This is a genomic window from Actinoplanes sp. ATCC 53533 (assembly GCF_003947245.1).
Window position 1 is genome coordinate 1 of record NZ_QHHV01000383.1, and the last position, 10,940, is coordinate 10,940.

The 10,940-nt window shown below is 74.9% G+C and carries 11 protein-coding genes and 1 riboswitch; all 11 genes read left to right on the forward strand.

Annotated features, from left to right (window positions below):
- The coding region (locus tag DMB66_RS57780) for a citrate synthase (protein ID WP_125812455.1) at positions 1-1,068 on the forward strand (1,068 nt) is incomplete at its 5' end.
- A 110-nt stretch (positions 1,069-1,178) separates the two neighbouring features.
- Positions 1,179-1,484 carry a helix-turn-helix transcriptional regulator gene (locus DMB66_RS57785; protein WP_199753265.1) on the forward strand — a complete coding sequence of 102 codons (306 nt, stop codon included), beginning with the start codon at positions 1,179-1,181 and terminating at the stop codon, positions 1,482-1,484.
- Positions 1,481-1,999, forward strand: coding sequence for an SRPBCC family protein (locus DMB66_RS57790; RefSeq protein ID WP_125812456.1), 519 nt, complete (start codon positions 1,481-1,483; stop codon positions 1,997-1,999). The genes DMB66_RS57785 and DMB66_RS57790 overlap by 4 nt, the downstream gene beginning before the upstream one ends.
- Positions 2,000-2,060: 61 nt before the next feature.
- The gene (locus tag DMB66_RS57795) at positions 2,061-2,558 is read left to right on the forward strand and encodes a SigE family RNA polymerase sigma factor (RefSeq protein ID WP_125812457.1); all 498 of its coding nucleotides are present in this window, start codon (positions 2,061-2,063) and stop codon (positions 2,556-2,558) included.
- Positions 2,555-3,817, forward strand: coding sequence for a hypothetical protein (locus tag DMB66_RS57800; RefSeq protein ID WP_125812458.1), 1,263 nt, complete (start codon positions 2,555-2,557; stop codon positions 3,815-3,817). Before DMB66_RS57795 ends, DMB66_RS57800 begins: the two co-directional genes overlap by 4 nt.
- Before the next feature lie 82 nt (positions 3,818-3,899).
- Positions 3,900-5,471, forward strand: a complete 1,572-nt coding sequence (locus tag DMB66_RS57805) for a gluconokinase (RefSeq protein WP_125812459.1) — start codon at positions 3,900-3,902, stop codon at positions 5,469-5,471.
- Positions 5,472-5,531: 60 nt separating this feature from the next.
- A riboswitch (cobalamin riboswitch) is annotated at positions 5,532-5,659 on the forward strand.
- A gap of 30 nt (positions 5,660-5,689) precedes the next feature.
- Complete coding sequence (locus DMB66_RS57810) at positions 5,690-7,894, forward strand: VWA domain-containing protein (protein WP_125812460.1); 2,205 nt, start codon at positions 5,690-5,692, stop codon at positions 7,892-7,894.
- Positions 7,894-8,493 (forward strand): cob(I)yrinic acid a,c-diamide adenosyltransferase, encoded by a 600-nt coding sequence (gene cobO / locus DMB66_RS57815; RefSeq protein WP_125812461.1) that lies wholly within the window; start codon positions 7,894-7,896, stop codon positions 8,491-8,493. The genes DMB66_RS57810 and cobO overlap by 1 nt, the downstream gene beginning before the upstream one ends.
- Positions 8,487-9,872 carry a cobyrinate a,c-diamide synthase gene (locus DMB66_RS57820; RefSeq protein WP_125812462.1) on the forward strand — a complete coding sequence of 462 codons (1,386 nt, stop codon included), beginning with the start codon at positions 8,487-8,489 and terminating at the stop codon, positions 9,870-9,872. The genes cobO and DMB66_RS57820 overlap by 7 nt, the downstream gene beginning before the upstream one ends.
- A gap of 19 nt (positions 9,873-9,891) precedes the next feature.
- Positions 9,892-10,356: a GNAT family N-acetyltransferase gene (locus DMB66_RS57825; protein WP_125812463.1), complete on the forward strand. Its 465-nt coding sequence runs from the start codon at positions 9,892-9,894 to the stop codon at positions 10,354-10,356.
- 115 nt (positions 10,357-10,471) lie between these two features.
- Positions 10,472-10,940: sigma factor-like helix-turn-helix DNA-binding protein (locus DMB66_RS57830; RefSeq protein WP_305028152.1), on the forward strand; the 469-nt coding region annotated here is incomplete at its 3' end.

The following is a 10,940-nucleotide window of genomic DNA, read 5'->3' on the forward strand; positions in this document are numbered from 1 at the left end:
CGAGCAGCTCGCGGCAAGGCCTCGTTCCTCGAGGTGTCCTATCTACTGATCCACGACGCGTTGCCGACGCCGGCCCAGCTGGCCGAGTTCGGCGACAAGATCCGCGTGCACACGCTGCTGCAGGAGGAGATGCGCGCCTTCTTCTCCGGCTTCCCGCGTGACGCGCACCCGATGGCCGTGCTCTCCTCGGCCGTCACCGCGTTGTCGACGTTCTACCAGGACGCGCTCGAGCCGACCGATCCGGAGCAGGTCGAGATCTCCGGGATCCGGCTGATGGCGAAGCTTCCGACCATCGCGGCGTACGCGTACAAGAAGTCCATCGGCCACCCGCTGCCGTACCCGGACAACTCGCTGGACTACGTCGAGAACTTCCTGCGCATGACGTTCGGCCTGCCCACCGTGAATTACGAGGTGGACCCGACGCTGGCGAAGGTGCTCGACATGCTCTTCGTGCTGCACGCCGACCACGAGCAGAATTGCTCCACGTCGACCGTGCGGCTGGTGGGCTCGGCGCAGGCCAACCTGTTCGCGTCGGTCTCGTCGGGCATCAACGCGCTCTCCGGCCCGCTGCACGGCGGCGCCAACTCCGCGGTGCTGGAGATGCTCGAGGGCATCCGCGCCGACGGCGGTGACGTCAACGCCTTCGTGCGTCGCGTCAAGGCCAAGGAGAAGGGCGTGAAGCTGATGGGCTTCGGGCACCGGGTCTACAAGAACTACGACCCGCGCGCCGCCATCGTGAAGAAGGCCGTCCAGGACGTTCTCTCCACGATGGACAAGCCGGACCCGCTGCTGGAGATCGCGCTGCAGCTGGAGGAGATCGCCCTCGCGGACGACTACTTCGTCTCCCGCAAGCTGTATCCGAACGTCGACTTCTACACCGGCCTGATCTACAAGGCCATGGGCTTCCCCACGAAGATGTTCACGGTGCTGTTCGCACTCGGCCGGCTGCCCGGCTGGATCGCGCAGTGGGGCGAGATGGCGGCCGACCCGACCACCAAGATCGGTCGCCCGCGCCAGCTCTACACGGGCGAGGCCGAGCGTCAGTTCGTCCCGATCAGCGAGCGCTGACCGCTTTCTCGCACGCCGTCGCGGCCGTCCTCCTGGTTCAGGAGGGCGGCCGCTGCTTTTCCGCGCTACATGCCTTGACGGTTATATAACCGCAGTGGAATAGTCGGATCGTGCCCGTGGACGCCATCGCCGTACTCGCCGAGCCGACCCGCCGCCGCATCCTCGACGAGCTGCGGCTGGCCGACAGCAGCGTCGGCCAGCTGGTCGACAAGCTGGCGATGAGCCAGCCCGCCGTCTCCAAACACCTGAAGGTGCTGCGCGAGGCCGGCTACGTCACCAGCCGGACGGCCGCGCAGCAGCGCATCTACTCCCTCGAGCCCGGGCCGTTTCGCGCGCTCGACGCCTGGCTGGCGCCGTACCGCCGGATGTGGACCCGGCACCTGGAGGCCCTCGAACGCCACCTGGAGGAATCATGAGTTTCGACCCCGGCCCGCTCGCCGAGGCCACCGTCGCCGGCGACGGCGAGCAGTGGAGCCTGATCTTCGTGCGCGCGCTGCCCCACCCGCCGGAGAAGGTGTGGGCCGCCCTCACCGAGCGCACCCGGCTCGACCAGTGGGCACCGTTCGCCGCGGCCCGCGACCTGTCGGTCATCGGCGAGACGACCCTGACGATGGTCGACGGTCCTGATCGGACCGACCTGCCGGCCACGGTGCTGCGCGCCGAGGCACCCACGCTGCTCGAATACACCTGGGGCGACGACCTGCTGCGCTGGGAGCTGGCCCCGGCCGACGGCGGCACCCAGCTCACCCTGCGGCACACCTTCGCCAAGCGCGACGAGGCGCCCATGTTCCTCGCCGGCTGGCACCTCTGCGTCGCCGTCCTGGACAGGTTGCTCGCCGGCGATCCGGTCGGGGTCATCCGGGGCCGCGACGCGATCGCCTACGGCTGGGACGAGCTGCGCGCGGCGTACGCGGAGAAGCTCGCGGGCTGAGCGGCAACCTTTCCCCACCCGCCGGTGTCAGGCAGGGTGACAAGACGGGGAGAGGCTGGACATGCGCGACGGGTTCGACGACTTCGTACGGAGCCGCAGCACGGGCCTGCTGCGGATCGCGTACCTGCTGACCGGGGACCGGCACAGCGCCGAGGACCTGGTGCAGGAGGTGCTCGAGCAGATGTACGTGAAGTGGCGCCGCATCCACAGCATGCCGGAGGCGTACGCCCGCCGGGCGCTGGTCAACCGGGCCGCCAACCGCTGGCGGCGCCGCGGCCGGCGTCCGGAGGCGCCGCTGGGCAGCCACGATGTCGCCGCGCCCGACCACAGCGACCACGTGGTGGTCCGCGACGCCGTGCTGGAGGCGTTGCGGTCGCTGCCGCCGCGGCAACGGGCGGCGGTGGTGCTGCGCTACCTGGAGGATCTGCCGGTCGCCGAGGTCGCCCGGGCGCTCGACTGCTCCGAGGGCAACGTCAAGAGCAGCGTTTCCCGCGGCCTGACCCGGCTGCGGGCGGCCCTCGCCCCCGTCACCACGACCACAGATCGGGGATGGTCATGACCGACACCGACATCCGTACGGCACTGGAGCAGGCGACCGGCGAGCTGCGGACCGCGCCGGACCTGCTCGACCGGGTGCGCGCGGGCGGGCAGCGCCGGGTCGTGCGGCGCCGCACCGCGCTCGCCGCGGGCCTCGCCACGATCGCGGCCGGGTCCACCGCCGGGGTGCTGCTCGCCGGCGGCGGCGGCGCGACGCCGGTCGCCTCGCCGCTGCTCGACCGGCCGACCCGCGGCGATCTGCGGCGCGACCAGCGCTTTCTGGATCAGGTACGGCGCGCCTGGCGGGCCAACCTCGGCGACGTCAGCGTGCGCGGTGAGCCGCACGTCGTGTGGGCCGGCCTGGCGCCGCACGTCAACCGGGCCGCGGTGGTCGCCCAGCGGGTTCCGCAGCGGGTCGCGTCGCCGGTCGGCCAGATCAGCTACGGGCTGACCGGCTTCGTCGAGGAGACCACGGCCGGGCTGCGGGTCATCTCCCTGGAGGAGATGCTCACCGGCGCCACCAACGCCGCGGCCGCCCTGCTCGGCCCCGAGCGCGACGTCCTGATGGTCCTCGACGACGGGCGTGACGTCCGGTATTCGCCCGCCCTCTCCTACGCGGCCGACGGCAAGGTCGACCGCAGCTTCGCGCCGCTCGACTTCCGGGTGCACGATGGCGTGGCCTTCGAGGCCATCCAGGCGCGGCCGACCGCGATCCGGGTGGCGCTGCGTGCGGAGGTCCCCGACTCCCGGGGCGACCGGTCGGTCGGCCTGGCCAACATCTCCCAGCTGATCGACGACGCCGGCCGGGGCGGACCGTACCCCGGCCCGGAGCGCCAGGTCTGGTCGCTGGCCGGCGCGCACGAGGCACCCGCGGCGAACGACCCGTGGGACCTCGAGGTCCGGGACGGCTACCACGACCAGTACGGCTACCAGCTCGTCCCGCCCGCCGGCACCTGGTACATCCGCGGCGCCACGGCGGACCGCCGCCAGTTCGTCGTGCAGACCCTGACCGGCACCGACGACCGTATCCGGCTCTTCCTGTCCCTCGGCACCCCGGATCCGGTCCTGCTGGGCTTCCCCGCACTCGCCGCGCCGCTGCCCGTGCGGGTGCGGCTGCCCGACGGCCAGGGCGTCGTCGTCGCCGGCGCCGGCAAGCTGCGCTACCGGGTGGCCCGGGGGGACTGGCTACCGATCGCCGGGTACGCGGCGCTGCTGCCGGCCGCCGCGCGGGAGGTCGAGGTCACGCCCGCGAAGGGACAGCCCGTCCGGTTCACCCTCTAAGGTCGGCAGGACAGTCCGGGCCGCACCGCCGGCTTGGGTCGCGCCTCGAACGGGCATGTCTGTCTGCGATCAGGGAGGCCGCATGGACGTCGTCATCGGTATCGACACCGGAACCACCGCGACCAAGGCCATCACCGCCGGGCCGAGGGGCGAGGTGCGCGCCGTGACGAGCGTGCACTACCCGCTGTCGGTGCCCGGCCCGGGGCACGCCGAGCTCGACCCCGGCCGGTTGCGCGACGCGGCGATCGAGGCGCTGGTCACGGTCGCCCGGCAGGCCCGCGACCAGGGCGACCGGGTGCTGGCCGTGAGCCTCAGCGCGTTCCTGCACGGCCTGGTGCCGATGGATGCCGGCGGCGCCCCGCTGGGCCCGCTGATCACCTGGGCGGACAACCGGGCGTCCGGGCAGAGCGAGCGGATCGTGGCGTCCGGCCGGGCGAAGCACCTGCAGGCCCGGACCGGGACGCCGGTGCACCCGATGTCCCCGCTGACCAAGCTCGCCTGGTGGGGCGCCGCCGACCCGGGCACCCTGCGCGACACCCCACGCTGGGGCGGCGTCAAGGAGGTCGTCCTGGCCGGCCTGGCCGACGAGGGCTTCCTGCTGGACCTCTCGGTCGCCTCCGGCACCGGCATGTACGACATCCACGAGCGCCGCTGGGACCCCGAGGCGCTGGAGCTCGCCGGCGTCCGTACCGGTCAGCTCGCCGAGGTCGTGCCGACCGCCCGGCAGCTGCGCCTCAAGCGCGAGGTGGCGGTCGCCGCCGGGCTGCCCGTGGACCTTCCGCTGATCATCGGCGCCGCCGACGGACCGCTGGCCAACCTGGGCGTGGGCGCCACGCCGGCCGGGGTCGCGGCCGTCTCCCTGGGCACCAGCGGCGCCCTGCGCACCGTCGTGAACGGCCCGACGGCGGACAAGGCCGGGCGGCTGTTCTGCTACGCGCTCACCGAGGACCGCTGGGTCGTCGGCGGCGCGGTCAACAACGCCGGGTCCGTGGTGCGCTGGGCGGGCGAGACCTTCGCGGGCAGCTTCGACCGGACGGCCGCGGCGGGTGAGGACGCCGACGTGCGCGATGCCGCGCTGCTGACCGAGGCCGCCGGCGTCGAGCCGGGCAGCGAAGGGCTGCTCTGCCTGCCGTACCTGCTGGGCGAGCGGGCGCCGTGGTGGCGCGGGGGGATGCGCGGGGCCTATCTCGGGCTGCGCCGCGAGCACGGCCGGGCGCACCTGGTCCGGGCCGCCGTCGAGGGAGTGTGCCAGCAGCTCGCGCTGGTCCGCGACACCTTCGCCGACGAGGGCATCGCGATGACCGAGGTCCGGGCCACCGGCGGCGCGGTCGCCTCGGAGCTGTGGGTGGGCATCCTCGCCGCGGCCCTGGACCTGCCCGTCGCCGTCGCGGAGTCGCCCGAGGGCACCGCGCTCGGCGCCTGCCTGCTGGGCCGGCACGCGCTGGGCGAGCTGCCCGACCTGGACCGGGCGGCGGCCCTGGTGGCGATCACCGAGCACGAGCGCCCGGACCCGCGCAACGCGGCCCTGTACCGCCGGATGCGGCCGCTGGTGGAGCGGTCGGCGCTGGCGGTCACCGACGTCCTCACCGAGCTGGACAAGCTGGCCCCGGAGCCGCTGCCCGACACGGAGAAGGCCGTCGGCCGCACCGGCTGAGCCCGGACGGCCCGCGCCGGCCGTGAGGATGCCCACGTACCCCCGCGTTGACGGCGTGCCGCGCCGTGAGAAAGAGTGGCTCGCGAGCGGCAGTGGAGGAACCCGGTGGGAGACCGGGACGGTCCCGCCACTGTGACCGGGGCCTGCCCCGGAAGTCAGGAGACTCCGGTCGCTCGCACCTTCCACACGCGGGCGCGGACCCGCGGAAAGGACCGGGCGTGACGCCGTACCCGTTCTCTGCCGTCGTCGGCCTCGACGACCTGCGGCTCGCGCTGCTGCTGACCGCCGTGTCACCCGCCGTCGGCGGGGTCCTGGTCCGCGGCGAGAAGGGCACCGCCAAGTCGACCGTCGTCCGTGCCCTGGCCGCGCTGCTGCCCGAGGTCGACGTCGTCCGGGGCTGCCGCTTCGCCTGCGATCCGGCCGCGCCCGACGCGGGCTGCCCCGACGGGCCGCACGAGCCCGGCGCGCCGCGCGGGCACCGCCCCGCCGCCCTGGTCGAGCTGCCGGTCGGCGCCACCGAGGACCGGGTGGTCGGCACCCTGGACATCCAGCGGGCGCTCGCCGACGGCGTGAAGGCGTACGAACCGGGCCTGCTCGCCGCCGCGCACCGCGGCGCCCTCTATGTCGACGAGGTCAACCTGCTGCCCGACCACCTGGTGGATCTGCTGCTCGACGCGGCGGCGATGGGCCGGGCGCACGTCGAGCGCGACGGGGTGTCGGTCAAGCACGCGGCCCGGTTCCTGCTGGTCGGCACGATGAATCCGGAGGAGGGCGAGCCGCGCCCGCAGCTCGTCGACCGGTTCGGCCTGGTCGTCACGGTCGCCGCCCCCCGCGACGCGAAGCTGCGCGCCGAGGTGGTCCGCCGCCGCCTGGCGTACGAGGCGGGCCCGGATGCGTTCGCGGCCCGGTTCGCCGGCGACGAGAGCGCCCTGGCCGAGCGGATCGTGGTCGCGCGGGCGGCGGTGCCCCGCGTCGACCTGCCGGACGCCGAGCTGGACCGGATCGCCCGGGTGTGCCTGGCCTACGGCGTCGACGGCATGCGGGCCGACATCGTGGTGGCCCGGTGCGCCGTGGCGCTGGCCGCCTGGCACGGCCGCGACCGGGTCACCGCGGAGGACATCCGCGACGCGGCCCGCCTCGCGCTGCCGCACCGCCGGCGCACGGACCCGCTCGACCCGCCGGGCACCGACGAGCAGCGCCTGGAAGAGGCCCTGGACCAGGCCGCCCGGGAGGACCCCGACGAGGACCCGCCGACGCCCGAGGGCGGCCCGGACGGCAACGGCCCTGATGACGGCGGCCCGGGCGGCGGGCCCGGCACCGACGGCCCGGGCGATGGAAGCCCGGACCGCAGCCCTCCGCCGGGTGACGGGCCCTCCGCCGAGGCGCCCGGCGCGACGGAGCAGGCGCCCCGGGACGCTGCCGAGGGGCCGGCGAGCGCGGCCGGTGGGCCGGAGAACGCGGCCGACCGGCCGGAGGGTGCGGCCGACCAGCCGGGCAAGGTCAACGGAGCCGCGCCGGCCCAGGCGGGCGCCGCCTACCGGCCCCGGACGCTGCGGATCGCCGCCCGCGGCGAGGGCGGGCACGCCGGGCGCCGCTCACCGGCCTTCGCCCGCCGCGGTCGCGTGGTCGGCTCCCGGGTCCCGCGCGGCAAGCTCGCCGGCGCGCCGCACCTGCCGGCCACCCTGCGTGCCGCCATCCACCGCGGCGCGCTGAGCGTGCCCTCCGCGACACCGGCGCGAGCCGACCGGCCGGCCGCGCCCCGCCGGCAGGGCGACCGGTTGGCCGTGCCCGGCGGGCAGGGCGACCGGGCCGCCACGCGTGGTGCCGCGGTGGTGCAGCGGATGCGGGTGGTGCAGCCCCGGGACCTGCGCGAGGCCGTGCACGTCGGGCGGGAGGCCAACCTGGTGCTGTTCGTCGTGGACGCCTCCGGGTCGATGGCCGCGCGCAAGCGGATGACCGTCGTCAAGACCGCCGTGCTCTCGCTGCTGCGGGACGCCTACCAGCGGCGGGACCGGATCGGCATGATCACGTTCCGGGGGTCGACGGCGGAGCAGGTGCTGCCGCCCACCTCCAGCCACGAGGTCGGGGTGCTGCGGCTCGCCGGGTTGCGCACCGGTGGGCGTACCCCATTGGCAGCCGGGCTGCGGGCCGCGGCCGCGACCATCGCCACCGAGCGGCGCCGCGATCCCCGCCGCCGGCCGTTGCTGATCGTCGTCACCGACGGGCGCGCGACCAGCGGCCCCGACCCGGTGCTGGTCGCCCCGGCCCTGGCCGGGGTGGCCGCGGTCGTCGTCGACTGCGAGGCCGGGCCGATCCGGCTCGGGCTGGCCCGCAGGCTGGCCGCCGCGCTCGGCGCCGACGTCATGCCGCTGGAGGCGCTCGCCGCCGACCCCACCGCCACCCCGTTGAGAAGGGCTGCCTGATGCCGCAGGGACAGGTCACCACCGTGCCGCAGGATGGGCTCACCACCCGGCAACGCCGCCGTCAGGCGGTGCTCGCCGTCCACACCGGACACGGCAAGGGCAAGTCCACCGCCGCGTTCGGGATGGCGCTGCGGGCCTGGAGCGCGGGCTGGCCGATCGGGGTCTTTCAATTCGTGAAGTCGGAGAAGTGGCGGGTCGGCGAGGAGACCGCGCTCAAGGCCCTCGGGCAGGCCGGCGGCGCGAGCGTCGCCTGGCACAAGATGGGCGAGGGCTGGTCCTGGATCCAGCGGGCCGGCACCGAGCGCGACCACGCCGCCGAGGCGGCTGAGGGCTGGGCCCAGATCAAGCGGGACCTGGCGGCCGAGACCCACAAGTTCTACGTGCTCGACGAGTTCACATACCCGATGAAGTGGGGCTGGGTCGACGTCGCCGACGTCGTCGCCACCCTCGCGGACCGGCCCGGCACCCAGCACGTGGTGATCACCGGCCGCGACGCCCACCCGGACCTGCTCGCCGCGGCCGACCTGGTCACCGAGATGACCAAGGTCAAGCACCCGATGGACGCCGGGCGCAAGGGACAGCAGGGCATCGAATGGTGAGCATCCCGCGGGTGGTCATCGCCGCGCCCGCCTCCGGGCACGGCAAGACCACGGTGGCCACCGGCCTGCTCGCCGCGTTCGCCGCGCGCGGCCTCGGCGTGGCGCCGTTCAAGGTGGGCCCGGACTACATCGACCCCGGCTACCACGCGCTGGCCGCCGGCCGCCCCGGGCGCAACCTCGACCCGGTCATGGTCGGCGAGGAACTGATCGGGCCGTTGTTCGCGCACGGCTCGGCGGGCCTGGACCTGGCGATCGTCGAGGGCGTCATGGGCCTCTACGACGGGCGCACCGGCGCGGGCGACACCGGCTCGACCGCGCACGTCGCGGCCCTGCTCGACGCGCCGGTCATCCTGGTCGTGGACGCCGCCGCGCAGGGCCGCTCGGTGGCCGCGCTGGTGCACGGCTTCCGCAGCTTCGGCGGCGTGCGCCTCGCCGGGGTCATCCTGAACAGGGTCGGCTCCGACCGGCACGAGTCGATCCTGCGCGAGGCCTGCGAGGAGGTCGGCACGCCGGTGCTGGGCGCGATGCGCCGCGCGGACGCCGTCGCGGCCCCGTCGCGCCACCTCGGCCTGGTGCCGGCCGCCGAGCGCCGCAGCGAGGCCACCGCGTCGGTTTCCGCCCTCGCGTCGCTGGTCACGGCCGCGATCGACCTGGACGCGGTGCTCGCTGTCGCCCGGACGGCGCCGCCGCTGACGGCGACGCCGTGGACTCCCGAGGCCGCGGAGCCGGTGCCGGGCCGCCCGGTGGTCGCGATCGCCGGCGGGCCGGCCTTCACCTTCGCGTACGCGGAGACGGCCGAGCTGCTCGCCGGAGCCGGCGCCGAGGTCGTGACCGTCGACCCGCTGCGCGACGAAACCCTGCCGGCGGGCACCCGCGCGCTGGTCGTCGGCGGCGGCTTCCCCGAGGTGTACGCGGCCGAACTGTCCGCGAACGAGCCGCTGCGGGTGGCCGTGGCGGCGCTGGCGGCGGTGGGCATGCCGATCACGGCCGAGTGCGCGGGCCTGCTGTGGCTGTGCCGGACCCTCGACGGCGCGCCGATGTGCGGCGTGCTGAACACGGACGCGGCGATGACGCCGTCGCTGACCCTGGGCTATCGCGACGCGGTGGCGCTCACCGACAGCCCGCTGTTCCCGGCCGGGTCGCGGATCACCGGCCACGAGTTCCACCGCACGACGGTGCACCCGCGCTCGGGTCTGCTGCTGGAACCGGCCGGGGGAGCGGCGTGGGCCTGGCGCGACGGGGACCCGGAGGGCTTCGCCACCCCCGGCCTGCACGCGTCCTACCTGCACCTGCACTGGGCGGCGGCCCCGGCGATCGCCCGTCGCGTGGTCGCGCGGGCGGCGGCGGCCAGCCCGGCCGCGGCGCCGCTGTCCCGCTGACGATCGGTAGCATGGCCGGATGTCCGCTGCCGATCTTGTCATTCGTCCCGCCGGGCCCGCCGACGAGGCGCGGTGGCGGGAGCTGTGGGACGGCTACACGCGCTTCTACGAGCGCGAGCCGGCCGAGGACATCACCCGGCATGCCTGGGCACGCATCCTGGATCCCGCCGCGCCGGTGCACGCGATCGTGGCGGAGGACGTCTCGGACGGCGTCATCGGCATGGCCAACTACGTGATCCAGGAAAGCACCTCGGCCCTGACGCCCGGCTGCTACCTGCAGGATCTCTACGTGGACCCGGCCGCCCGGGCCCGCGGCACCGGGCGCGCGCTGATCGACTGGCTGTGGGACGAGACGCGGGCGCGGAACTGGTCGTCGCTGTCCTGGAACACCAAGGAGACCAACTACCGGGCCCGGGCGCTCTACGACACCTATGCTCCGCGCAGCGAGTTCGTGCGGTACGCGCTGCGCAATCCCGCCGCCTGACCTGTTCTTCCGGGTTGCGGTTGGTTGCTTGCGCCGGCCCCGCCCTTGCTCGCCAGCCACTTCCGGCGTCCCCGCGGCGCTGTGGCCGCTTCCGCCCGTGGTGCACCCTGGTGCGGTGGACGACGTGGCGGGGCTGCTGGACCGGATCTGGCGGACGGACGCGGCCGGCATGCTCGGCGCGCTCAGCCGGCGGCTCGGCGACTTCGACCGGGCCGAAGAAGCATTGTCGGACGCGCTGACCGAGGCGCTCAAACGCTGGCCCGACGAGGGTGTGCCGGAGAGCCCCACCGGTTGGCTGGTCACCACGGGCTGGCGTAAGGCGCTGGACCGGCTGCGCCGCGACGCGGTCGGCCGCGAGAAAGTGGCGCGGCTGGCCGCGGAACCGGCGCCCGAACCGGGCCTGGACGATCGGCTGGCCATGATCTTCGCGTCCTGCCATCCGGACCTCGCCGAGCCGGCCCGGGTCGCGCTGACCCTGTACGCCGCTGGCGGCCTGAGCACGGCCGAGATCGCCGCCGCGTTCCTGGTGCCGCCGCCGACGATGGCGCAGCGCCTGTCCCGGGCCAAGCGCCAGCTGCGGGAGC

Excerpts from the sequence above, each read along its gene's own strand:
- DMB66_RS57800 (WP_125812458.1), top strand. The coding sequence starts at position 2,555 with ATGACCGACACCGACATCCGTACGGCACTGGAGCAGGCGACCGGCGAG.
- DMB66_RS57805 (WP_125812459.1), top strand. The coding sequence starts at position 3,900 with ATGGACGTCGTCATCGGTATCGACACCGGAACCACCGCGACCAAGGCC.
- DMB66_RS57790 (WP_125812456.1), top strand. The coding sequence starts at position 1,481 with ATGAGTTTCGACCCCGGCCCGCTCGCCGAGGCCACCGTCGCCGGCGAC.
- DMB66_RS57795 (WP_125812457.1), top strand. The coding sequence starts at position 2,061 with ATGCGCGACGGGTTCGACGACTTCGTACGGAGCCGCAGCACGGGCCTG.
- DMB66_RS57825 (WP_125812463.1), top strand. The coding sequence starts at position 9,892 with ATGTCCGCTGCCGATCTTGTCATTCGTCCCGCCGGGCCCGCCGACGAG.
- cobO (WP_125812461.1), top strand. The coding sequence starts at position 7,894 with ATGCCGCAGGGACAGGTCACCACCGTGCCGCAGGATGGGCTCACCACC.
- DMB66_RS57820 (WP_125812462.1), top strand. The coding sequence starts at position 8,487 with ATGGTGAGCATCCCGCGGGTGGTCATCGCCGCGCCCGCCTCCGGGCAC.